The organism is Streptomyces sp. NPDC048171, assembly GCF_043202655.1.
Classification (GTDB): domain Bacteria; phylum Actinomycetota; class Actinomycetes; order Streptomycetales; family Streptomycetaceae; genus Streptomyces.
In genome coordinates, this window is sequence record NZ_JBIDAU010000009.1 from 144559 (window position 1) to 167146 (window position 22588).

The 22588-nt window shown below is 72.9% G+C and carries 25 protein-coding genes; 15 read left to right on the forward strand and 10 right to left on the reverse strand.

The window, feature by feature from the left end:
* Positions 1-401: 401 nt before the first annotated feature.
* Positions 402-623: a LexA family transcriptional regulator gene (locus ACGF3J_RS25580; protein ID WP_161332236.1), complete on the reverse strand. Its 222-nt coding sequence runs from the start codon at positions 621-623 to the stop codon at positions 402-404.
* A gap of 45 nt (positions 624-668) precedes the next feature.
* Here ACGF3J_RS25580 and ACGF3J_RS25585 point away from each other — a divergent pair, with 45 nt between their 5' ends.
* The 3 genes from ACGF3J_RS25585 to ACGF3J_RS25595 all read left to right on the forward strand — a co-directional run bounded on the left by ACGF3J_RS25585 (position 669) and on the right by ACGF3J_RS25595 (position 2523).
* Positions 669-1007 carry a DUF6233 domain-containing protein gene (locus ACGF3J_RS25585; RefSeq protein WP_393854907.1) on the forward strand — a complete coding sequence of 113 codons (339 nt, stop codon included), beginning with the start codon at positions 669-671 and terminating at the stop codon, positions 1005-1007.
* Positions 1008-1221: 214 nt separating this feature from the next.
* On the forward strand, positions 1222-1470 hold the full coding sequence (locus tag ACGF3J_RS25590; RefSeq protein WP_241000106.1) for a hypothetical protein: 249 nt from the start codon (positions 1222-1224) through the stop codon (positions 1468-1470).
* A 369-nt stretch (positions 1471-1839) separates the two neighbouring features.
* Positions 1840-2523, forward strand: coding sequence for a TetR/AcrR family transcriptional regulator (locus ACGF3J_RS25595; protein ID WP_393854908.1), 684 nt, complete (start codon positions 1840-1842; stop codon positions 2521-2523).
* On the opposite strand, the gene ACGF3J_RS25600 is transcribed toward ACGF3J_RS25595, so the two are convergent.
* A complete protein-coding gene (locus tag ACGF3J_RS25600) occupies positions 2511-4013 on the reverse strand; it encodes a hypothetical protein (protein ID WP_161332233.1) in 1503 nt (500 codons plus the stop codon). The two genes, ACGF3J_RS25595 and ACGF3J_RS25600, sit on opposite strands and share 13 nt — an antisense overlap.
* A 208-nt stretch (positions 4014-4221) precedes the next feature.
* On the opposite strand from ACGF3J_RS25600, the gene ACGF3J_RS25605 reads away from it, so the two are divergent.
* A complete protein-coding gene (locus tag ACGF3J_RS25605; protein ID WP_202558996.1) occupies positions 4222-4875 on the forward strand; it encodes a DUF305 domain-containing protein in 654 nt (217 codons plus the stop codon).
* Between the two features lie 18 nt (positions 4876-4893).
* On the opposite strand, the gene ACGF3J_RS25610 is transcribed toward ACGF3J_RS25605, so the two are convergent.
* Positions 4894-5349: a DUF6214 family protein gene (locus ACGF3J_RS25610; protein WP_393854909.1), complete on the reverse strand. Its 456-nt coding sequence runs from the start codon at positions 5347-5349 to the stop codon at positions 4894-4896.
* A gap of 115 nt (positions 5350-5464) precedes the next feature.
* The gene (locus ACGF3J_RS25615) at positions 5465-5827 is read right to left on the reverse strand and encodes a helix-turn-helix transcriptional regulator (protein ID WP_161332230.1); all 363 of its coding nucleotides are present in this window, start codon (positions 5825-5827) and stop codon (positions 5465-5467) included.
* 122 nt (positions 5828-5949) lie between these two features.
* On the opposite strand from ACGF3J_RS25615, the gene ACGF3J_RS25620 reads away from it, so the two are divergent.
* Together ACGF3J_RS25620 and ACGF3J_RS25625 are read left to right on the forward strand one after the other, a co-directional pair.
* On the forward strand, positions 5950-7029 hold the full coding sequence (locus ACGF3J_RS25620; protein WP_161332229.1) for an NADH:flavin oxidoreductase/NADH oxidase: 1080 nt from the start codon (positions 5950-5952) through the stop codon (positions 7027-7029).
* Between the two features lie 197 nt (positions 7030-7226).
* The gene (locus ACGF3J_RS25625) at positions 7227-8030 is read left to right on the forward strand and encodes a pectate lyase (protein WP_393854910.1); all 804 of its coding nucleotides are present in this window, start codon (positions 7227-7229) and stop codon (positions 8028-8030) included.
* Between the two features lie 4 nt (positions 8031-8034).
* Here the strand turns inward: ACGF3J_RS25625 and ACGF3J_RS25630 are convergent, their stop codons facing one another.
* A complete protein-coding gene (locus ACGF3J_RS25630) occupies positions 8035-8787 on the reverse strand; it encodes a PaaX family transcriptional regulator C-terminal domain-containing protein (RefSeq protein ID WP_393854970.1) in 753 nt (250 codons plus the stop codon).
* A 102-nt stretch (positions 8788-8889) separates the two neighbouring features.
* Here ACGF3J_RS25630 and ACGF3J_RS25635 point away from each other — a divergent pair, with 102 nt between their 5' ends.
* The 5 genes from ACGF3J_RS25635 to ACGF3J_RS25655 all read left to right on the forward strand — a co-directional run bounded on the left by ACGF3J_RS25635 (position 8890) and on the right by ACGF3J_RS25655 (position 14646).
* On the forward strand, positions 8890-10596 hold the full coding sequence (locus ACGF3J_RS25635) for an acyl-CoA dehydrogenase family protein (protein ID WP_393854911.1): 1707 nt from the start codon (positions 8890-8892) through the stop codon (positions 10594-10596).
* A 108-nt stretch (positions 10597-10704) separates the two neighbouring features.
* A complete protein-coding gene (locus tag ACGF3J_RS25640; RefSeq protein ID WP_393854912.1) occupies positions 10705-11859 on the forward strand; it encodes a WD40/YVTN/BNR-like repeat-containing protein in 1155 nt (384 codons plus the stop codon).
* A gap of 70 nt (positions 11860-11929) precedes the next feature.
* On the forward strand, positions 11930-12607 hold the full coding sequence (locus ACGF3J_RS25645) for a uracil-DNA glycosylase (protein ID WP_122620777.1): 678 nt from the start codon (positions 11930-11932) through the stop codon (positions 12605-12607).
* Positions 12604-13587: an N-acetylglucosamine kinase gene (locus ACGF3J_RS25650; protein ID WP_393854913.1), complete on the forward strand. Its 984-nt coding sequence runs from the start codon at positions 12604-12606 to the stop codon at positions 13585-13587. Before ACGF3J_RS25645 ends, ACGF3J_RS25650 begins: the two co-directional genes overlap by 4 nt.
* A 135-nt stretch (positions 13588-13722) precedes the next feature.
* Positions 13723-14646: a sirohydrochlorin chelatase gene (locus tag ACGF3J_RS25655; RefSeq protein ID WP_161326529.1), complete on the forward strand. Its 924-nt coding sequence runs from the start codon at positions 13723-13725 to the stop codon at positions 14644-14646.
* A 158-nt stretch (positions 14647-14804) separates the two neighbouring features.
* Here the strand turns inward: ACGF3J_RS25655 and ACGF3J_RS25660 are convergent, their stop codons facing one another.
* On the reverse strand, positions 14805-15839 hold the full coding sequence (locus ACGF3J_RS25660) for a lactonase family protein (protein ID WP_393854914.1): 1035 nt from the start codon (positions 15837-15839) through the stop codon (positions 14805-14807).
* A 138-nt stretch (positions 15840-15977) separates the two neighbouring features.
* Entirely contained in the window at positions 15978-17468 is a 1491-nt protein-coding gene (locus ACGF3J_RS25665) for an FUSC family protein (RefSeq protein WP_393854915.1), read from the reverse strand.
* A 206-nt stretch (positions 17469-17674) separates the two neighbouring features.
* On the opposite strand from ACGF3J_RS25665, the gene ACGF3J_RS25670 reads away from it, so the two are divergent.
* The 3 genes from ACGF3J_RS25670 to ACGF3J_RS25680 all read left to right on the forward strand — a co-directional run bounded on the left by ACGF3J_RS25670 (position 17675) and on the right by ACGF3J_RS25680 (position 19686).
* Positions 17675-18151 carry an Lrp/AsnC family transcriptional regulator gene (locus ACGF3J_RS25670; RefSeq protein WP_125489566.1) on the forward strand — a complete coding sequence of 159 codons (477 nt, stop codon included), beginning with the start codon at positions 17675-17677 and terminating at the stop codon, positions 18149-18151.
* A 20-nt stretch (positions 18152-18171) separates the two neighbouring features.
* Positions 18172-18882 carry an HAD family phosphatase gene (locus ACGF3J_RS25675; RefSeq protein ID WP_161331480.1) on the forward strand — a complete coding sequence of 237 codons (711 nt, stop codon included), beginning with the start codon at positions 18172-18174 and terminating at the stop codon, positions 18880-18882.
* A 63-nt stretch (positions 18883-18945) separates the two neighbouring features.
* Positions 18946-19686, forward strand: coding sequence for a DUF4142 domain-containing protein (locus ACGF3J_RS25680; protein WP_161331479.1), 741 nt, complete (start codon positions 18946-18948; stop codon positions 19684-19686).
* 21 nt (positions 19687-19707) lie between these two features.
* Here the strand turns inward: ACGF3J_RS25680 and ACGF3J_RS25685 are convergent, their stop codons facing one another.
* Positions 19708-20484, reverse strand: coding sequence for a LysR substrate-binding domain-containing protein (locus ACGF3J_RS25685; protein WP_161331478.1), 777 nt, complete (start codon positions 20482-20484; stop codon positions 19708-19710).
* A gap of 58 nt (positions 20485-20542) precedes the next feature.
* On the opposite strand from ACGF3J_RS25685, the gene ACGF3J_RS25690 reads away from it, so the two are divergent.
* Entirely contained in the window at positions 20543-20941 is a 399-nt protein-coding gene (locus tag ACGF3J_RS25690; protein WP_161331477.1) for a DUF5997 family protein, read from the forward strand.
* A 30-nt stretch (positions 20942-20971) separates the two neighbouring features.
* Here ACGF3J_RS25690 and ACGF3J_RS25695 read toward each other — a convergent pair whose 3' ends face one another.
* Positions 20972-21364, reverse strand: coding sequence for a DUF2267 domain-containing protein (locus ACGF3J_RS25695; protein ID WP_393854916.1), 393 nt, complete (start codon positions 21362-21364; stop codon positions 20972-20974).
* 79 nt (positions 21365-21443) lie between these two features.
* Entirely contained in the window at positions 21444-22514 is a 1071-nt protein-coding gene (locus ACGF3J_RS25700; RefSeq protein ID WP_393854971.1) for a galactosyldiacylglycerol synthase, read from the reverse strand.
* Positions 22515-22588 lie beyond the last annotated feature (74 nt).

The following is a 22588-nucleotide window of genomic DNA, read 5'->3' on the forward strand; positions in this document are numbered from 1 at the left end:
GATTCCGCCGGAGGCACCGGGGGCGGCGAGGGTCCCGAGGATGAGCCCTCTCAGTCACCTTCCCGTAGCACCCTCCCGACGGATGCACCCGGGCAGCGGCAGACCCCGCCTGCGTGACCAGACGGGGCCCTCAGCCACAACAAACCCGACTTGCTCGTCGGATCGATAGGACGAGCCTACGAGGTGCCACTGACAGCGCAGGGGCGTCGCGCCTGTGAGCAGCTCGCCCCATCCCGCCAAGCAGAAAGACGATCCAGGCTGAGCGCGGCCGCCGCGAGCCCAGACTCCCCGTACCTGCCTGTGTCGCGGTCGAGACGGCGGGCGAGTGCCGGGGGGCCGCAGCAGCTCCCTGCCATCGGCGACCACGGTCAGGTGGAAGCGCCCGGCGGCCGTACCCGCCATCATGCGAGTCGGATTCCTCGCGGCCGGCGCGGCTCGCGGGCGATGGCACCCTTCGCTTCCAGCTCGCGCAGCTGATAGTGCACCGATGACGGCCGCATATCCACGGTGGTGGCGATCTCGGCCACGGTGGGGGCGTCGCCCTGGTCCGTGATGGCCGCGCGGATGGCGCCGAGGATCCGCTCCTGGGTGTCGGTGAGGTACTCGACCTTGCGTCTGACCATGACCCCAGTAGAAATCTTGTTCGAATTTTGGTGCAAGCTGGAGACGTGACCGACCTCCCGCCCGACCTGCCGCGACTCCGCACCCTGGAGACCTGGCTCGCCTACACCCTCAACGAGGTGCGGGCCGCCATCCGGCAGGCAGAGCAGCGGGAGGCAGAGCGGCAGCGCGGCATCCAGGACCGGCCCCGGCCACCCGACTGGCTCCTCGAAACCGGCCTCAACCGGAACAGCCCGCCCGTCCAAGTCCACCAAGGCGACTGCTGGAACCGGGGCAAGCGCACTCGCGGCATCAGCCTCGACGATGCGCGTCGCGCTGTCACCGAGGGCGTCAAACCCTGCGACGTGTGCCGGCCCGACAGCGCCCTTGGACTTCTGGACAGCTAGGAAGCGCTGCGGGGTGCAGCCCGCCGCGCCTTCTCTGCCGGCTGCTTCTTCGCAAACGCCAGTGGAGCCCGTCCGCCCCGCTGCTCTTTCCATGTGGCCGCGGCGGCGAGCCTTCCACCGCCAACTCCGCAGATTGCACCTACCCGCCAATACGGCACGAATAGGACGTAGCGGATGTGGAACTCCGACCCCAACCCCACAGAGAGGACCCGCCGTGATCATCAAAAAGATGCACGACATCGGCATCAGAAGCGAACACGCCTACCTCGCCGGCATCGCCTCCATCGGCCTCAGCGTCGCCTCCTGGATCGGCAGCCTCAAAGCCGAAGCCGCCGGCATCGAACGCGCCGACCGATGGGGCATCTTCGTAGGCGAATGGGCGCCCACCTTCATCGGCATCGGCATCGCCCTCTCCCACTACGAACAACACGACGGCAGCCTCGCCCACATCCACGAGAGCTGAGCACCGACGCACCGCGGCGGCAGCCGAGACGACAGGCGCTGCCGCACGCACTGTCAGACCCATCAGGCGAGAGACCGAGACCGAGGCACCCCACACGCAACGACAACGCCCTCTAGCGGTGACCATGCAGCGGAGCAGTGAGGACTTCGACCTTGAGTTTCCCAAGTTCGAAGGCGAGATCACGGGCTGACCGGATCGAGACGCCCCCGCCGATGGTCATAGCCCGAGGCAACCAGCGGGGCTGATTCGTCCGTCCCGGACGATCCCCCGTGTCGCCCGGGACGGACATGACCGGACCGGACCCCTGAAGGGCCGGCCCGCCTGCGCCGAGTATAGTTGGCTGGCAGCCAGTCAACGCAGGAGTACAGCATGTCCCCGCGCAGCGCCTCGGTCAATGAAGAGTTGCGGCGGCGTTCGAAGGAGCGGCTTCTGCAGGCCGCCGTGGAGCTGGTGGGCGAGCACGGGTACGAGGCGACCACGCTGGGCGCCATCGCCGACCGCGCGGGCTCGGCACGCGGCCTGGTCTCGTACTACTTCCCCGGCAAACGCCAACTGGTGCAGTCCGCCGTGCACCGGCTGATGCACCGCACGCTGGAGGAGGCCCTGGAGCGCGAACCCCGCACCGCCGACGGGCCCGAGCGGATGGCGCGGGCCATCGACGCGATCCTGGGCCTCGCCAGGGACCGGCCGGTGCTCATGCGCCAGCACATGGCGGGCCTGCTCCAGGCCGAGGTGGGTTTCGTGCCGTGCCCCGAGCAGCGGAGGCTGGCGGAACTCCTGCGGGACACCGTCGCCCGGCACGGCTCGCGGGACGTCGACCGCGACTACCCGATGCTGCGCGCGCTGCTGATGGGAGCCGTCTTCGCGGCCCTGGTGCCGGGCGTTCCGATGCCCGTGCCGGTGCTGCGCGCCGAGTTGTTCAAGCGATACCGGCTGGAGTGGGAGACGGGTGTCCCGCCGGACACCGAGGCGTCCGGCGGGACCGTGTGCGACACGGACCTGTCGCGGTTCTTCGCAACAGGCGGGCCCGACGACCAGGCTCAGTCGAAGTAGTCCGGCTGCGTCTGCGTGTTCAGCTCACGCAGGTGAACCCGCTTGGCCGGGTCGGTGCGCCGGTCGTCGAGCTTGAGGACGTCGAAGCCCTTGGCGATGTCGTTCGAGTAGATGTAGCCGTTGTAGTAGTACGCCGACCAGGAACCGCCCGTGGTCATGCCGTCGGTGGTCAGCGGTCCGCGTTCGAAGTAGGCGATCTCCTTGGGACGCTTGGAGTCGGTGAACTCCCAGACGGAGACGCCGCCCTGGTACCAGGCCTGCACCATGATGTCGCGGCCCTTGACCGGGATCAGCGAGCCGTTGTGGGCGACGCAGTTCTCGGTGTCCGCCTGGTGGCGGGGGATCTTGAAGTAGCTGCGGAAGACCAGCTTGCGGTGGTCGCCCCGGCCGACGAGGTCGTAGATGCCGTCGGCGCCCCGGTTCGGGCCGATCTCCGCGTTGCAGGTGGCCGCGCCGCCGCCGCCCAGCTCGTCGGTGAAGACGACCTTGTTGGCCTTCTGGTTGAAGGTCGCCGAGTGCCAGAACGCGAAGTTCACGTTGTCCTGGACGCGGTCGATGACCTTCGGGCGCTCGGGGTCCTTGATGGAGAACAGGATGCCGTCACCCATGCAGGCGCCCGCCGCGAGGTCCTCGGAGGGCAGCACGGTGATGTCGTGGCAGCCGGTGGTCTTGGAGACGCCCGGGTTGGTCGGTCCGCCCGGGTTGCCGCCACCGTCGGGGCCCTCACCGGGGAACAGCACCGGGAAGTCCACGACCGCCGCCCGCTCGGGCGCCTTGCGCGGCACCTTGATGACGGAGATCCCGTCGTGCGGCGGCTGGCAGTCGGGGTACGAGGCGCTCGGCGAGTACGAGGAGACGTAGACGTAGACGTTCTTGCGCTCGGGCACCAGCGTGTGGGTGTGCGAGCCGCAGGCGGTCTCGACGGCGGCGACGTACTTCGGGTTCCGCTTGTCGCTGATGTCGAAGACCTTCATGCCCTCCCAGGAGGACTTCTCGGTCGCCGGCTGCGTGGTGCTGTTGCAACTGCTGTCGCTGCGCGAGGAGTCGGTCGACAGGAACAGCAGGTCACCGGAGACGGAGATGTCGTTCTGCGAACCGGGACACAGCACCTGGGCGACGGTCCTCGGCTTCTTCGGGTTCTTGATGTCGAAGATGCGGAAGCCGTCGTAGTTGCCGGCGAAGGCGTACTGGCCCTGGAAGGCCAGGTCCGAATTGGTGCCCGGGAGTGCGTCCTTGGGGATGTTCGTCAGGTGCTCGATGTTGTCCGAGTGGACTATCTCGTCCTGGCCGGGTATCTCGCCGCTCTCTATCGCCTCGCGCACCTCGGCGCGCGCGCTCTTCGACACCTCCTTCGACGTGGCCGGGCTGTCCCCGGGGTCTGGGGTCGCCACGGCCGGACCGGCGGTGAGCAGCGCGGAGAGCAGTCCGGCGGCGACCGCCGCGACTCCCAGGCGTCTGCGCCGCGTTCGCGGGTCGTTCAACAGGGTCACTGTTTCCTCCCTAGGTCCGTTCCCGACGGAACGGTTCACGCACCACGCAGTATCGTCTTCGCCATGCTCATACCAACAGGGGGCAACAAACACGCAATGAAGTTTTTTGATCAGTGACGCGCGGAAGCGTGCTAGGACGGTCATCGCACCCACGAGGTGCTCCGCATTCCGCCTGCCACAGGAGGTTGTTGTGCCCTTTCGCTCCGCGATGTCCGGCGCGTCGCTCGTCACGGCCTCGCTGACCGCCCTGGCCGTTCTCGGCCTGAGCGCCTGCGACTCGGACCCGGACACCGGGACGGCCGCCAGGACCGGGCCCTCGGTGATCGCCCCCGGCCGGCCGGGCGAGGACAACCGGACGCTGTCCGCCGAGGACGCCGAGAAGCAGCGGGCCGACGACGACTCCCCCAACTCGGCGGACGTCTCCTACGCGCGGATGATGATCCAGCACCACGCCCAGGCGCTGAAGATGACCGAACTCGTGCCGGAGCAGGCCGAGTCGGGCAAGATCAAGAAGCTCGCCGAACGGATCTCCGCCGCACAGGGCCCGGAGATCGAGGCGATGCGGGGCTGGCTGAAGAACCACGGCGAGAAGGAGAAGGACGAGAAGGGGACGGGCGGCGGGCACGAGCACGCCGCGATGCCCGGCATGGCGACCGAGGCCCAGCTCGAGAAGCTGCGCGCGGCGCGGGGTAAGGCCTTCGACCAGCTCTTCCTCACTCTGATGATCACCCATCACGAGGGCGCGATCACCATGGCCACGGACGTCAAGTCGCAGGGCAACAACGTGCAGGTCGAGGAGATGGCCGACGACGTGGCCGCCCAGCAGACGAGCGAGATCTCGCGGATGCGCGAGATGCTGTGACCCTCGGGCGGCGGCGGCTCAGCGGCGGGCGCGACGCGGCGCCAGGAGCCCCTCGTCACGCGCCTGGCCGATCAGCCTGAGGGACTTGCGCCTGCTGTGCCCGGTCACGCGCATCACCGCGAGGACGGGGTCGGCCCCCTCCTCGCGGGCCTCCTGGTACTCCCGCGCCACGAGCCGGCGCTCCTCCCTGCCGCGCGGCCACGCGGGACGGCCCCGGCGCGACACGGCCGGCAGCGCGTGTGCGGGCGCCCGCACACAGGCCGCGAAGAGCGGGTTCTCCAGCCACTCGGCGAGCACGGCGAGGTCGTCGAGGGACAGGGGCGGTTCGGCCCGCACGCCCTCGACCCGCACCTCCCGGCCGGACAGGACGGCGAGCGCGTCCACCCGGGCGCCGTCGGCGAAATCCAGCCGGACATCGAACCAGGAGGCGGTGGCACCGCCCTCCCGCACCACCCAGGCGTGCCGCACGGACATCTCACCGTCGTCCGGACAGCGATCGGAAAGCTGAAGAGAACGATCAAAGAAGGATGCTTCGAGCACATACGCAACGTAACCGAATGATCACATTCCATGCGGATGGAACACGCGGTCAGCTGCCACCAAGGGCGGCGGCCTGGCGGGCGGCGGCGGACAGCAGGGCGTCGAGCAGCCCCGGGAACAGCGCGTCCAGGTCGCCCCTGCGCAGGCCGTTCATCTTGGCCGTGCCCCGGTAGGTCTGCCGGACCACCCCGCTCTCGCGCAGCACCCGGAAGTGGTGCGTGGTGGTCGACTTGGTGACCGGCAGATCGAAGTGCGAGCAGGAGAAGAGCGCGTCGCTGTCGGCGGCGAGGTCCCGCACGATCCGCAGCCGCACCGGATCGGAGAGGGCGTGCAGCACGCCCTCCAGCCGGATCTCCTCGCGCTCGGGGTGCGGCAGCTCTCGGGCGCCTGCGGCGGTGGCGGCGGGGGGCACGGCGACTCCAGTTCGTCCGGGGGCTCCATTGTACGAAGACCACCGTAGTTTGACACCTGCCGTACTACGAGAGATATCGTACGAGCTGCCACGACCCGCCACACCCCAGGGAGCAGCCCGCCATGAGTGCCCTCTTCCAGCCTCTGCAACTGCGCGACACCACGATCCCGAACCGGGTCTGGATGCCGCCGATGTGCCAGTACTCCGCCGCACCCCAGGGCCCGTTGGCGGGCGTCCCCGGCGACTGGCACTTCGCGCACTACGGCGCACGCGCGGCCGGCGGCACGGGCCTGATCGTCGTGGAGGCCACCGGCGTGTCGCCCGAGGGCCGCATCTCCCCGCAGGATCTGGGGCTGTGGAACGACACGCAGGTCGAGGCGTTCCGCCGGATCACGGACTTCATGCGCTCCCAGGGCACCGTCCCCGCGGTCCAGCTGGCCCACGCGGGCCGCAAGGCGTCGACCGCGCAGCCCTGGAAGGGCGGTGCCCCGGTGGGGCCGGACGCGCACGGCTGGCAGCCGGTGGCCCCGAGCGCGCTCGCGTTCGACGCACGGCACCCGGTGCCGGCCGAGCTGACGGTCCCGCAGATCCAGGAGGTGGTCGGCCGGTTCGCGGACGCCGCGCGCCGGGCCCTCGCCGCCGGCTTCGAGATCGTCGAGCTGCACGGCGCCCACGGCTACCTGATCCACGAGTTCCTGTCGCCGCACTCCAACCACCGCACCGACGCCTACGGCGGCTCGTACGAGAACCGCACCAGGTTCGCCCTGGAGGTCGTCGACGCCGTACGGGAGGTGTGGCCGGACGACAAGCCGCTGTTCTTCCGCGTCTCGGCGACCGACTGGCTCGACGAGGGCGGCTGGACGCGGGAGGACACCGTCCGGCTGGCCGGCGACCTCAAGGCGCACGGCGTCGACCTCCTCGACGTCTCCACCGGCGGCAACGTCCCGCGCGTGCGGATCCCGACCGGGCCCGGCTACCAGGTGCCCTTCGCCGCGCAGGTGAGGGCCGGGGCGGAGGTGCCGGTCGCCGCCGTCGGCCTGATCACCGAGGTGGCGCAGGCCGAGAAGATCCTGGCCAACGGTGAGGCCGACGCGGTACTGCTGGGTCGCGAACTGCTGCGCAACCCGTCCTGGGCGCAGCACGCGGCGCGGGAGCTGGGCGAGGACGTCCGGATGCCGGACCAGTACGGCTGGGGCATGTGAGGTGGCGTTTCGCGCGACCCGTTGACCAGAAAGCGCTTACCCTCTACGGTCCGTTCATCAGCATGACCGATACGCGTGCGGTGGGACACTCATTGCCCCGCTTGCACCCCACCGCGCGTGCATCGCAGTCATGTCGACGCACATCGTTCACGTACATGTTCCGTTCCACCCCCACTCCCTATGGAAGGGATCAGAACATGACCGCAGCGACACGCCCCCACGCGCAGCGGCGCGCGGCCGTCGGCGGGTTGGCCGCACTCGGCCTCTCGGTTGGCATGCTCATGACCATACAGACGACCTCGGCGCACGCCGCGACCTGGCCCACCCCCAACGGCAGCCAAGGCGTCTCCTCCACCATCTCGGTGTCCGGCACCAAGGACTACGGGATGAAGCGCCTGTACGGCACCGGCGACCTGGGCTCCGGCGGCCAGGACGAGGACCAGGGCCCGATCCTGGAACTGGCACCCGGCGCGGTCCTCAAGAACGTGATCATCGGCGCCCCCGCCGCGGACGGCGTCCACTGCGAGGGCAGCTGCACGCTGCAGAACGTCTGGTGGGAGGACGTCGGCGAGGACGCGGCGACCTTCCGGGGCTCCTCGTCGTCGAACGTCTACACCGTCTCCGGAGGCGGCGCCAAGGAAGCCAGTGACAAGGTCTTCCAGTTCAACGGCGCCGGCACCCTGAACGTCTCCAACTTCGCCGTGAAGAACTTCGGCACCTTCATCCGCTCCTGCGGCAACTGCTCGTCGCAGTACAAGCGGACGATCAACCTCAACACCATCGAGGTGAACTGGAAGGGCGGCCGGATCGCCGGCATCAACACCAACTACGGCGACAGCGCGACCCTGCGCAACATCACCATCGTCGGGGACAGCAGCAAGAAGATCGTGCCGTGCCAGAAGTACATCGGCAACGACGACGGCGACGAGCCGGACTCCAACGGCTCGGGCGCCGACGGCACCTACTGCAAGTACGCGTCCTCCGACATCACCTACAAGTGACGTGTCAGGTCCGGGTGCCGCCCGCCCGGACCTGTCCGGACTGCTCCCGCTGATACTCCGTGTAGGCGTCCCGCAGGGCCGCCCCGGGCCAGTCGGACGGGAGCAGTTCCGCGGGCAGCACCGGGTCGGCGAGCAGATGGCGCACGACGGCCGCGAAGGCGGTGAGACGGTCGGCCGGCCGCCGGGCCCGGCCGACCCGCGCGAGCAGGTCCCGGGCGGTACGGGACCAGGTGTCCAGCGGCCACAGCCGCGCGGACAGTTCGGCGCCCGGGCGCCCGGGGCGTGAGACGAGGCGCTCGGCGACGCCGTCGAGAGCGGCGGGCAGCGGGCGGCGCAGGTTGGCGGGGCGCAGCCAGACGCCCTCCCGGAGTTCGGCCAGGCGCAGCGCGGTCAACCGGGTGCGCAGTTCGGCGCGTTCGGCGGGTCCGCGGCCCGTCGCGGTGATCACGAGCATCTCCCAGTCGCCGTCCCACGCGCGCGTGCGCGGGCGCAGGGCCTCGTCCTGGCGCCGCTGACGTTCCAGCAGCCGCTCGCTGAGCCGGTAGCCGGTGTCCGTGCGCCGCAGGTCCCCGGCGGCGGCCATCCGGCTGAGCGCTGCGCGCACCGTGGACCCGCCGACGTCGAAACCCTCCACGAGCCGCACCAGCTCCCGGACCGGCAGTTCGGGGGGATGCGTGCCGAGCAGCAGGCTCAGAACCACCGACCGCGCGGACAGCGGGCGCAGCGGCGGCTCGCCGGGGGCCTCGGAACCGTTCATCCGCGCGGGCACGTGTCGTCCGTCCACATGAGCACGTACTGTACGTGCGCCCGAGGTGTTGCACTATTGCTGCGGCCGCAGCGACAGTGCAACACTCGGGTCATGACGACACTCGCGCAGGAGCCGGACGAGCAGTACGGGGAGTCCGCGGGCCATCCGGAGGGGTACGCCACGCACGACGTCACCAACCAGCCCCCTCCCCTGGCCCCCTACGACGCCTCGGACGACACGGCCCTGCTGGAAGGGCTGCGGCGGGAGGGCGCCGGGTGGGCCGAGGACGGGCTGCGCCGGCTCGGGCGGCGGGCCGGCAGCGCACAGGCGCAGGACTGGGGCGACCTGGCCAACCGCCACGAACCCGTACTGCGCACCCACGACCGGTACGGCAACCGGGTCGACGAGGTGGAGTACCACCCGAGCTGGCACCACCTGCTGCGGGTGGCGGTCGGGGAGGGCCTGGCGGGCGCGCCCTGGGCGGACGACCGGCCGGGCGCCCATGTCGCGCGCACCGCGGGCGGACTGGTGTGGGGCCACACGGAGGCGGGGCACGGGTGCCCGACGTCGATGACGTACGCGGCCGTCCCGGCGCTGCGCGGCACCCCGGAGCTGGCCGAGGTCTACGAGCCGCTGCTGACCGGCAGGGAGTACGAGCCGGGGCTGCGGACGCCCACGGAGAAGCGCGGCCTGCTGGCCGGGATGGGCATGACCGAGAAGCAGGGCGGCTCGGACGTCCGCACGAACACGACGACGGCCACCCCGACCGCCGAGCCGGGCGTGTACACGCTGCGCGGTCACAAGTGGTTCACGTCGGCGCCGATGTGCGACGTGTTCCTGGTGCTGGCCCAGGTGGCGCCCGGCAGGGGGCAGGGTGGCCTGTCCTGCTTCCTGGTGCCGCGCGTGCTGCCGGACGGCACCCGCGACACCTTCCGCATCCAGCGGCTGAAGGACAAGCTCGGCAACCGGTCCAACGCCTCGTCCGAACCCGAGTTCGACGGCACCGTCGCCTGGCTGGTCGGACCCGAGGGGCAGGGTGTCAAGACGATCATCGAGATGGTCAACTGCACCCGGCTGGACTGCGTGATGTCCTCGGCGACGCTGATGCGCAAGACGCTGGTCGAGGCCGGCCACCACGCACGGCACCGCAGCGCGTTCGGCGCCCGGCTCGTCGACCAGCCGCTGATGCGCAACGTGCTGGCGGACCTGGCGCTGGAGTCCGAGGCCGCGACGGCGCTCACCCTGCGGCTGGCCGGGGCGGCGGACCGGGCGGTGCGCGGGGACACCGCCGAGGCGGCCTTCCGGCGGATCGCCACCGCCGTCGGCAAGTACTGGGTGACCAAACGGGGACCCGCGTTCACCGCGGAGGCGCTGGAGTGCCTCGGCGGCAACGGCTACGTGGAGGAGTCGGGCATGCCCCGCCACTACCGCGAGGCCCCGCTGCTGTCGATCTGGGAGGGCTCGGGGAACGTCAACGCCCTCGACGTCCTGCGCGCGCTGGGCCGCTCCCCCGCCACCGCGCACGCCCTCTTCGCGGAACTCGCCCTCGCACGCGGGGCGGACGCCCGGCTGGACGCCGCCGTGGCCCGGCTGGAGCGGGGGCTGACGGAGGCGTCCGAGACCGGTGCCCGCCGGCTGGTGGAGCTGATGGCCCTCACCCTCCAGGGCTCCCTCCTGGTCCGGCACGCGCCGCCCGCCGTCGCCGACGCCTTCTGCGCCACGCGGCTCGGCGGCGACTGGGGACACGCCTTCGGCACCCTGCCGTCCACGGCCGGACTCGGCGGCATCCTGGCGCGGGCGCTGCCGACGGCGGACTGAGCGGGCGGGGTCGGGGTCCTACCCCGTGCCGCGCCTCCCCCCGACTCCTCGAGCATTCCGCATCACCGCGATGAGCTGCGACGACGCCGACTCCAGAGGTGACTGTCAGTGGCTGGGTGCAGACTGGCCCGTGTCCGAGACAAAGGCGTCGACGAGGACGCCGCGGAGGTGATCGGCATGACCGAGGTACTGCTCGCCGTGGGCACCCGAAAGGGCCTGTTCATCGGGCGCCGGCGGGGTGGCACCTGGGAGTTCGACGAGAGTCCGTATTTCAACGCCCAGGCCGTCTACTCGGTCGCCCTCGACATCCGCGGCGACACCCCGCGCCTGCTGGCGGGCGGCGACAGCGCGCACTGGGGCCCGTCGGTGTTCCACTCCGACGACCTGGGCCGCAGCTGGACCGAACCGAGCGCTCCGGCCGTCAAGTTCCCCAAGGACACCGGAGCCTCGCTGGAGCGAGTGTGGCAGCTGCACCCGGCCGCCGCCGAGCCGGACGTGGTCTACGCGGGCACGGAACCGGCGGCGCTGTACCGCTCGGAGGACCGCGGCGAGAGTTTCGAGCTGGTCCGGCCCCTGTGGGAGCACCCCACGCGGTCGCAGTGGGTGCCGGGCGGCGGCGGGGAGGGGCTGCACACCGTCCTCACCGACCGGCGGGACCCCGACTCGGTGACGGTCGCCGTGTCGACCGCGGGCGTGTTCCGCACCACCGACGGCGGCTCGACCTGGGCGCCGTCCAACTCCGGTGTCTCCGCGGTCTTCCTGCCGGACCCCGACCCGGAGTTCGGCCAGTGCGTGCACAAGGTCGCGCGGGACGCGGCCGACCCGGACCGCCTGTACCTGCAGAACCACTGGGGGGTGTACCGCAGCGACGACGCGGGCGGGCGCTGGACGGACATCGGCGAGGGGCTGCCGTCCACGTTCGGGTTCGCCGTGGCCGCCCACCCGCACCGCGGCGACACGGCGTACGTCTTCCCGATCAACGCCGACGCCGACCGGGTGCCCGCGGACCACCGGTGCCGGGTCTTCCGCACCGCGGACGCGGGCAAGAGCTGGGAACCGCTGTCGGCGGGCCTGCCCCAGGAGGACCACTACGGCACGGTGCTGCGCGACGCGCTGTGCACGGACGACGCGGACCGCGCGGGCGTGTACTTCGGCAATCGCAACGGCGAGGTGTTCGCGTCGGCCGACGACGGCGACAGCTGGCGGCAGTTGGCCTCCCACCTGCCGGACGTGCTGTGCGTGCGGGCAGCGGTCCTGGCGTGAACCGGGCGGGGGGATCCGGCCTTGGCCACCGCTTGATCGGCGTCACCCGTACGGCAGTAGGGTGACGCCCGTGGCACCACGACCCTTGAATGAAATCGTCGAAGCGGGCTGGGCGAAGGCGCTGGAACCCGTCGCCGGGCGGATCACCTCGATGGGTGACTTCCTGCGCGGGGAGATCGCCGCCGGACGCACCTACCTCCCGGCCGGAGCCAACGTCCTGCGGGCCTTCCAGCAGCCCTTCGACGACGTCCGGGTACTGATCGTCGGGCAGGACCCGTATCCGACCCCGGGGCACGCCGTGGGGCTGTCGTTCTCGGTCGCGCCCGAGGTGCGTCCGCTGCCCGGCAGCCTCCTCAACATCTTCCGGGAGCTCAACACCGACCTGAACCTGCCGCAGCCCTCCAACGGCGACCTGACCCCGTGGACCCGGCAGGGCGTGCTGCTGCTCAACAGGGCGCTCACCACCGCCCCGCGCAAGCCCGCCGCCCACCGCGGCAAGGGCTGGGAGGAGGTCACCGAGCAGGCGATACGCGCCCTGGCGGCTCGCGGCAAGCCGATGGTGTCCATCCTGTGGGGCCGCGACGCCCGCAACCTGCGTCCGCTGCTCGGCGACCTGCCGGCCCTGGAGTCCGCGCACCCGTCCCCGATGTCGGCCGACCGCGGGTTCTTCGGCTCCCGCCCGTTCAGCAGGGCCAACGACCTGCTGGTGCGGCTGGGGGGCCAGCCGGTCGACTGGCGGCTGCCGTGAGCGGCGGCTTCCTGGCCGTGGACTCCGGCGGCTCAGGTCTGCGGGTGGTTGTGGGCACCGCCGGTGCCGACGGGCGCGGCCCGCTCGGGACCCGCGCGTCGCGCGAGCCCGTGCGCACCGGGCCCCGTGGCATCGAGCCGGCGCACCTGATGGACCAACTGCTGCCCATGGTGCGGACGTTGACCACCGAGACGCGGGTGGACCGGTTCGCCACCGTCGTCGTCGGGGCCGCCGGGCTGGCCACCCTGGGCGACGCCCTGCGCGCCGAACTGCCGGGCGCACTCGCCCGGGAGTTGGGAGCGCGGAAGGTCGCGCTGGTCGCCGACGCGGTGACCGCCTACGTCGGCGCCCTCGGACCCCGGCCCGGAGCGGTGGTGGCCGCCGGGACCGGCCTGATCGCGACCGGCACCGACCTGGCCCGCTGGCACCGGGCGGACGGCTGGGGGCATCTGCTGGGCGACTGCGGGGGCGGCGCGTGGATCGGGCGGGCCGGCCTGGAGGCCGCGCTGCGCGCCCACGACGGGCGGGCGGGCGGCTCGGCGCCGCTGCTGGCCCGGGCCCGGGAGCGCTTCGGCCCGGCGGCGGGCATCCCGGGGCAGCTGTATCCGCGGACCGACCGCCCCGCCGTCCTCGCCTCCTTCGCGCCCGACGTGGCCGCCTGCGCGCCCGGCGACCCCGTGGCCGTCGAGATCCTGCGCGCCGCCGCACGGCACATGGCCGACTCGGCCGCCGCGGTCTGCCCCCGCGACGGCGAGCCCCGCCTCGCGGTCACCGGCGGCCTGCTGAAGCTGGGCGACCCGCTCGTCGCACCGCTGGAGGAGGAGCTGGCGAAGCGGCTGCCGCAGGCGCGGCGGACGGCCGCGGAGGGTGATCCCCTGGACGGCTCGGTCCGCATCGCCACCGACCTGGCGACCGGCACGCTCACCCTCCCGGGTGATGACACGATGCTGTGGGTGACGACCGTGACGGAAGGCCGATAACCGGTCCGCCGGAGAGGTGAATCGTGCCGATGTCGTCCGATCCGTACATCACTCATCAGACAAAACAGGACGGATACCGCTCACCTGCACCCTCCCCGAACAGGGAAACCCCGGAAACCAGTAACATGCGGCGCCATGAGCTCCCCCACTGGGCCCGCGTCCGGCCTGCCAGTACGAATGCCGCGCCCCCGCCAGCCGGGACGGCACCGCCGCCCCGAGCCCCTGGTGGCTCCCGAGGGCGCGCCCGCGCTTGTCCTCGCGGTCCCGGGCACGCCCAGTAGCGCCACCCGGGGCCTCGCCGACGAGGTCATCAGCATCGCCCGCTCCGAGCTTCCCGGCCTCGACGCCCGGGTCGGACACCTCGAAGGGGACGACGCCGAGTTCCCCTCGCTGTCGGCCGTGCTCGTGAGCGCCGCCGAGGAGCGCACCGCCCGCTTCGAGCAGGCGCGCGCCGCCGGCCTTGAGGTGAAGGACCCCGACGGCCCCGTCGCCGTCGTCGTGCCGCTGCTGGCGGGCCCGGACAACGCGCTGCTGCGCCGGATCCGGCAGGCCGTCATGGACAGCAGGGTCGCGGCCGAGCTGACCGACGTGCTCGGGCCGCACCCGCTGCTGGCCGAGGCCCTGCACGTGCGGCTCTCCGAGGCCGGTCTGGCCCGCGCCGACCGCGCCCGGCTGTTCACCGTGGCCACCGCCGCGGACGGCATCATCCTCGCCTCCGTGGGCGGTGACGAAGCGGTGCAGGCGGCCGGGATCACCGGCATGCTGCTCGCCGCGCGCCTCGCCGTGCCGGTGATCGCCGCCGCGCTGGACGAGGAGGGCTCGATCGCGTCCGTGGCCGAGCAGCTGCGCTCCTCGGGCTCCCAGCAGCTGGCGCTCGCGCCGTACCTGATCGGCCCCGAGATCGAGGCGTCCGTGCTGGAGGAGGCCGCCAAGGAGGCGGGCTGCTCCACCGCCGAGCCGCTCGGCCCGTACCCGGCGATCGGCAAGCTGGCGCTGGCCAAGTACACGACGGCGCTCGGCATCTCGCCCCAGCAGCCGCAGGGCACTCCGGTCCGCTGACGCGCGGACGCCCCACGAACGCGGTCGCGGGCGGCACGAGACACGGCGACACGGCACCTCAGGGCAGCCGAAGGGCCCGCTCCGGTACGGGAGCGGGCCCTTGGTCGTGCCGTGCGCGAAGAGGGCCCCCGGCGGTCGGCCGTGGACCCCGGGCGACGTCAGCCGAAGACCACGCAGGACGCCGCCGGCACCGCCAGTGAGCCGGCCCGGCGGGGCACGCCGGTGTCCGGGTCGAGGGCGAACCAGGTCACGTCCCCGGAGCGCTCGTTGGCCGCGTACAGGAAGCCGCCCGACTCGGCGATCTCCCGGGGCCAGTGCCCGCCGCAGGGCACGGTCGCGGTCAGGCGCAGTCCGTCCGGGTCCACGGCGAGGACGGACAGGACGTCCTCGCCGCGGGTGGCGGTCCACACGAAGCGGCCGTCGGGCGAGACCACGACGCCGGACGGGTAGGCGTCCCCGGCCGGCGCCCCGGTCAGCACCGGCACCTCGGTGAGCGGCTGGAGGACGCCCTCGGCCGCGTCCCAGCGGCAGACGGTGACGGTGGGCGCCAGTTCGTTGAGTACGTAGGCGTGGCTGCCGTCCGGGTGGAAGGCCAGGTGGCGCGGGCCCGAGCCGGGGCGCAGCGCGGTCTCCCGGTGCACGGCCGGGGCGCCGTCCGTCAGGGTGCAGACCCGGACCGAGTCGGTGCCCAGGTCCACGCTGACCGCCCACCGCCCGCTCGGGTCGGGCCGCACCTGGTGCGCGTGCGGCGCCTGCTGCCGCTGGGCATGGGGGCCGGAACCGGTGTGCCGCAGGACGCCGGACGCGGACCGGGCGAGGCTGCCGTCGGAGCGGACCGGCACGGCGGAGACGGTGCCCGAGCCGTAGTTGGCGGTGAGCACATGGCCGTCGTACAGGCTGAGGTGGGTCGGTCCGTCGCCGCCCACGGGCACCGGGCGGCCGGCGGGCTCGGGCTTGTCCCCGGTCACCCGGTAGGCGGCCACCGCGCCCTCGGCCGTCTCGCTGACGGCGTAGAGCGTGGCTCCGTCGGGTGCCAGGGCGAGGTAGGACGGGTCGGGCAGCCGGTCCGTGCCGCTCACGACGGTGAGCGCGCCGCTGTCGGGGTCGACGTCCGCCGTCAGGATGCCGGGGCCGCCGGCCGCCGTGAACGACCCGATGTACGCCCGCCGCTGCCGCCTGCCACCGTCCGCCACCGCTGCCCCTCTCGTCCTGCGTCACTCGTCGCACGCCGTCCCGCGCGGGTCGGTACCGACCGCTCGTCCGCCCCGCAGCGACGGTAGCAGTCGATCACATGCGGTCTAGACCAAACGGGTGAGGTGGCGCCGACCGGCTCAGGCGCCGACCAGCGGGGACCCGGAGGGGGCGCGCAGGGGCGCGGCGAGTTCGGCGAGGGCGCGCTCCAGGTCGTGGAGGTGCGCCAGCGCCGGTTCGACGGCGCGGGGGCCGGCCGCGTGGGCGGGCACGTCGCCCCCGCCGGTGAGCGCCTCCACGGCGGTCTCGACCCGCCAGCAGGCGGCGGCCAGCCGGGCGTCGTGCGAGGCCTCCGGGTCGGCGGCGACGGCGACCAGGCCGCGGATCTCCCGGGCGCAGTCGTCGAGCAGGCCGAGCACGCGCCGGGCGCGCTGCTTGCGGCCGGACATCGGGTTCAGCGGGTGCACGAGCGGGGCGACCGACAGCCGGACCCGGCCGAGCAGCTGCTCCAGTTCGGCCACGCGCGGCGCGGGGTCGGCGCCCTCGGTTCCGGCGAGCCGGGCGGCGGCCTCCGCGGTGCAGGCGTGCACGCAGCGCAGGGCGCGCTGGATCCAGGCGTCGGTGACGGCGTGTGTGGTGACCGGCAGGAGGAAGAGCACGGCGAGTACGGCGCCGAGCGCACCGACGCCGGTCTCGGCGATCCGCAGGGCGAGCAGGCCGGGGCTGAGGACGCCCAGGAGGCCGTAGAGCAGCTCGGCGAGAAGGGTCACGCAGAGCATCATCCAGGTGTAGGAGACGGCCGCGGTGTAGAAGATCCCGAAGACGCATGCGGCGGCGAGCACGGCGGTGGGCACCACGGAGCCGGCCAGCGGGAAGGCCACCAGGAAGCCCAGGCCGATGCCGACGACGGTGCCGAGGACCCGGCGGAAGCCGCGGACCAGGGTCTCACCGCGCGAGGTGGTGTTGACGAACACCCACCAGGCGGCGCCGACCGCCCAGTACCAGCGTTCGCCCGACACCAGCTGGCCCACGACCAGCGCGAAGCCCGCTCCCGCGGTGGCCTGGACGGCCTGGCGGGTGGTGATCCGGGCCAGGCCGGTGCCGCCGGGCGGCGCGGGGACGGCGGGCGCGGGCAGGCGGCGCTCGTAGCACCACAGGCCGAAGCGGACCGCCGCGGCGGTGGCCACGGACAGCAGGACGGCGGTGAACATCTCGGGCAGCCGGTCCGTGGTCGCCCGCAGGAACTGGGCGATGAAGAAGGTCATGAACGCGAACACGCCGAGGCTGTGCCCGCGCGGGCCCCAGCGCCGGGCGTAGACGCCGACGCCGACGACGGCGAGGAAGGTGAGGTCGCGGGCCACGGGGAGGTCGTGGAGAGCCGCCGCGGCGGCGAGCACGGGCAGTCCGGCCAATGGCAGCAGCGCGGTGGTGACGACCTGGCCGCGGACGGTCGCGTCGGTGACGGTGAACAGCGCCAGCAGCGCGGCGAGCCCGCCGATGACGGCACCCACCAGCGAGACACCGGCCAGCCCGCACACGACGACGGCCGCCCCGATACCGAGGACGGCGCGCGCGGCGAACCGCAGCCGTACCCGCCCCGGATCCGGGCTCATGAACACCTTCTTCAGCACTGCTTACCGCCCCCTCGCACCGGCCCGAACGTACTGGCATGAAAAAGGCGCCGCGGGATCCGCAGCGCCATCGACCCTCCTATAGGAGCATCCCTGCCACCACTGGCTCAACCGAGCGCTTGCGGACTGGGCCATTGGTACAGTCGTCGTGGCATTCCCCCGGCCACCCGAGAGCCAATGGCCGACGAAGGAGGACCCGGCCCGTCATGGCCGTCGACGCACTCGACACCCGCATCCTGCGCCTGCTCCTCGAACAGCCGGGCACCAGCGTGCGCGAGTACGCCCGGCTCCTCGGCATCGCCCGCGGCACGCTGCAGGCCCGGCTCGACCGGCTGGAGCGCGAGGGCGTGATCACCGGTACCGCGCCGTCCCTCTCCCCCGCCGCGCTGGGCCACCCGGTGCTCGCGTTCGTGCACATCGAGGTCACCCAGGGCCACCTCGACGAGGTGGGCGAGGCGCTGGCGGCCGTGCCCGAGATCGTGGAGGCATTCTCCATCACGGGCGGCGGGGACCTGCTGACCCGGGTCGTGGCCCGCGACAACGCGCATCTGGAGGACGTGGTCCAGAAGCTGATCAGCCTGCCCGGGGTGGTCCGCACCCGCAGCGAGGTGGTCCTCCGCGAGCGCGTCACGCACCGGCTGCTGCCGCTGGTGGAGTCGATCGGGCGCTCGGCGCGGAAGTGATCCTTGGCATCCTGGAGCGCATGAGCACTCTCGGCGGCATCTCGGTCATCTTCGATCTCGACGGAACGCTCGTGGACAGCGAGCCGAACTACTACGAAGCGGGCCGGCTGACCCTCGCCGAGTACGGCGTCCCGGACTTCACCTGGGCGGACCACGAGACGTACGTGGGCATCAGCACACAGGAGACGGTCGCCGACTGGAGGCGGCGGTACGCGCTGACGGCCCCCGTGGAGGAGTTGCTCGCCGTCAAGAACCGCCACTACCTGGAGCTGGCCCGCACCTCGGCCCGCGCGTACCCCGAGATGCGGATGCTGGTCGAGTGGCTGGCCGGCGAGGGCGTCCCGCTGGCGGTCGCCTCCGGGTCGTCGCCCGAGGCCATCGGGGTGATCCTGGCCCGCACCGGCCTGGACGCCCACTTGCGCACGGTCGTCTCGGCCGACGAGGTGGCGCGGGGCAAACCGGCCCCCGACGTCTTCCTGGAGGCCGCCCGCAGGATCGGCGCGGACCCGGCCGACTGCGTGGTCCTTGAGGACGCCGCCCCCGGGGCCGCCGCCGCGCACGCGGCGGGGATGCGCTGCATCGCGGTGCCGTACGTCGCGGCACAGGCGGACGCGCCCGAGTTCGCCACCGCCGGACTGCTGGTGCGCGGGGGCCAGGACGCGTTCACCGCGCGGGCGGCGTACGACTGGCTCGCGGAACGGGCGCGGACAAGTTTTTGCCCGGAGAGGTGATCAGAGCACGGCCCGTATCCGTACCTCCTGGTGTCCGAGCCTGTTTTCGCCCCAGGAGGCACGATGCGCATCACGCGCACCACGGCAGGGACGGCCTTCGTGGCCGGTGCCCTGGTCCTCACCCTCACCGCCCTCGCCTACCCGACCATGCTCGGGGTGCAGAACACGGGCAGTGACCAGGCCAGGATCATCACCAACACGCGGTACGGGCCGCTCACCGAGCAGGACCGGGACTTCGTGGTCAAGGTGCGTGCCGCGGGGCTGTGGGAGCACCCGCTGGGGCTGATGGCGATCGAGCGGGGGACGACACCGGAGATGAAGGAGGCCGGCGAGCACCTGGTCGTCGGGCACTCCCGGCTCGACGCGACCTGCCGCAAGATCGCTCCCGAGCTGGGCATCACGCTGCCCAACCTGGCGTCCCCGCAGCAGCAGCAGTTCGTGTCGACCGTGGACGGGACCACGGGCAAGCAGTTCGACACCACCGCGGTGAACATCATGCGCATCACGCACGGCCAGATCTTCCCGGCCATCGCCAAGATCCGCGCCAACACCAAGAACTCCCTGGTGCGGCAGCTGGCGGATCAGGCCAACGACACCGTCCTGGACCACATCACCGTGCTGGAGAAGACCGGGCTGGTCAACTTCGACCAGGTCAACTTCCAGCAGACGGCGCCGCCGAACCTGCCCAAGGTGCAGCTGACACCGCCCGCGCCGCAGCCGGGTGAGCCGGTGCTGTCCCTCACCCAGCCGCCCGGACTCGACGTCAACACCTCGGCGCCGACGCCGAGTCCGACGGTCCGCTGACGCGTCCGGAGGTCCGGCGGGTCAGCGGCGGCGTGGCTTGCCGCGCCCGCCGCCGCTGCCGCTCTTCTTGCGCGGGGTGCCGCCGCCGCGCCGGGCTCCGCCGGTCTGCTGCTTGCCTGTCTGCTGCTTGCCGGTCTGCTGCTTCCCGGCCGCCGCTTTCCGTCGGTCGGGCGCCGGGTCGGGCTGCCTGCCCCGGGTGCTGTTGACGGTCCGGCCGCGGACGATGCCGATGAAGTCCTCGACCCGGTCCGTGTGCGCGTCCTCCGGCCAGGACAGTGCCACGCCCGACTGGGGGGCGTCGGTGACCGTCCGGTAGGTGAGGTCCTTGCGGTGGTGCAGCCGGGCCAGCGACAGGGGCATGAGCAGCACGCCGATCCCGGCCGCCACGAGTTCGACGGCGTCCGCGGTGGTGGCCGGACGCTCGAGCGCGGGCCGGCCGGGCGGCCGCTCCTCCCACCCGAGGACGTCGTCCAGGGGGTGCAGCACGATCTCGTCGGCGAGGTCCTCGGCGGTCACCTCGTCGGCCGCGGTGACGAGGTGGTCCTTGGGGATCACCACGACCGTGGTCTCGGTGTAGAGGGGGATGGCGCTGAGGCGGGTCCGGTCGACGGGGAGCCGGACCAGTCCGGCGTCGGCGTCACCGTCCAGCAGGACGCCGTCGGCGCCGGCCGCGGGAACCTGGGTCAGGGTCAGCGGGACGTCCGGCAGCCGTTCGTTCCAGATGCGCGCCCACTTGTCGGGCGTCACCCCCGGGACGTACGCGAGCCGGAACGAGGGGCGATCTTCCGAGCCTGTCACCCGGCCAGGTTACCGGGCGTGGTCGGGGGCCGCTCACATGCTCGATACCCTTGACGGCATGACGTCGCACCAGAGCACCCAGTCCATGAAGCCCGCGACCGCGGCGAAGAAGCTGGGTGTGTACCTCGAAGCCACACCCGCGGAGTTCCGGGAGGGCGTCGTCACGCGCGCCGAGCTGAACGCGCTCCAGACCGAACCGCCCGCGTGGCTGCGTGACCTGCGGCGCGACGGCCCGCACCCGCGACCGGTGGTGGCGGCCAAGCTCGGGGTGTCCATCGCGGGCCTGCACCGGGGCGGAGTGTCGGAGCCGCTCACCACGGAGCAGATCGAGACGCTGAAGCAGGAACGCCCGGAGTGGCTGGAGCGGGAGCAGGCCGTCCAGGCCGACGTCCGCAAGGAGACGGCCCGGGTGAAGAAGCTGCACGCCGAGCGGGCCGAGCGCGCGGACCGCGACTGACCTGACGCCGGTCCCGGGCTGGCGCGGGGTTCAGCGCGGCGCCCCGCCCGGGCCGCCCAGGAGGTCGGCACAGTCGGCGGGCAGCTCGGCCAGGAGCCGCTCGACGCGTTCGCGGGGCACCGCTTCGGCCACTGTGGCGAGCACGGCGCCCGCGTCCCACTCCGCGGTGCGCGGCCGGGCGCCGGTCTGCTGGGCCACCCGCCGCAGGAACTCGTCGCGTCCGAAGGACTCGGGCCGCCCCCGCTCGGGGCGCAGCACGTCGTCCAGGGGCGCGGGCAGGTCCGCGGCGAGCGCGACCGCCTCCCCGGGGGCGACGCGGGACCCGATCACCCAGAGGACGGCCCTGCTGACCTGCTCGGCCTCGTCGTCGCTGTGGTACTCGCCGAGGTCGCGGACCCGGGTCAGGAATTCGTCCAGCCGCACGTCCTCGCCTCCCTGTGCCGCTTCCGGCTCGGGGCCGGGTGCCCACGGCCCGCGAGGGGAAACCAGCCCGCGTCCGCGCTCAGGCGCGGGCGCGCACGGCGGCGGCGAGGTCGGTCACCCGGGTCAGGGCGTCGTCCGTGAACAGCGCGCGTCCGGCGGCGATCCGCTCGCGGCGGGCCGGGCCCGGGGCGGTGAGCCGCAGTACCGCGGCGAGCAGCGCGGTGTCGTCCTCGGCGGCCTCCGACACACCCAGCGCTGCCATCCGCCGGACACCGTCCGCGCCGTGGCCCGGTATCGGGCGGTACCCCACGACCGGCAGTCCGGCGGCGAGCGCCTGTACGGCCGTCTGGCCGGCCGCGTTGTCGATCAGGAGGTCGGCGGCGTGCAGCAGGCCGGGCATGTCGGTCACCCAGCCCAGGGCGACGACGCCCGGGGCGCCGGACAGGGTGCGGCGCAGCCGCTGGTTGCCGCCGCAGAGCACGACCGGCAGGAAGCCGTGGCCCGCCAGGAACCGGACGGTGCCGTCCAGGTCGGAGCCGACGCCCCAGGCGCCGGCGGACACCACGACGGGGGGCCGTCCGGGACCGAGCCGGTCGAACAGCGCCCGCCACCCGGCCGCGCCGGGGGCCTCGGCGAAGAACTCCGGGGCCACCACGGGACCGCAGGTCCCCGCGGAACCACCCGTGCTCGCGCGCGCCTCGCGTGCCGCGTCCTCGGTGAGGCACAGGCAGTGGTCGTTGCCCGGGTGCAGCCACTGCCGGTGGACGGCGAAGTCGATCACGAGGACGACGCTGGGCACCGGCAGCAGACCGCGGGCGCGCAGGTGTCCGGTGAGCTGGGCGCCGAGGTGGAACACGGGGACGACCACGTCCGCGCCGGACCGCTCGGCCAGCTCGCGCAGCCTGCCGCCGGCCAGCCGGGCCAGGGGCGTGCCACCGGGGCGGCGTCCCGCGCCGGGGCGCAGGAAGACGCGGTGGACCGCGGCGTACAGCCAGGGGAAGTGGCGTACCGACCCGCGGTAGAAGCGCCGCAGGGCGCCGCCGAGGCCGTAGGGAAGGAGCGCGAGGATGTCGACGACCAGGGCGTCGCCGCCGCGCTCGCGGGCGCGGCGGACCAGTTCGGCGGCGACGGTGTCGTGGCCGGCGCCCATGCTCGCGCTGACCACCAGCAGCCGGCTGCCCTCCCGCGCGGTGGGCGGTGCCGCCGGCCGGGGCGCCGGGGAGC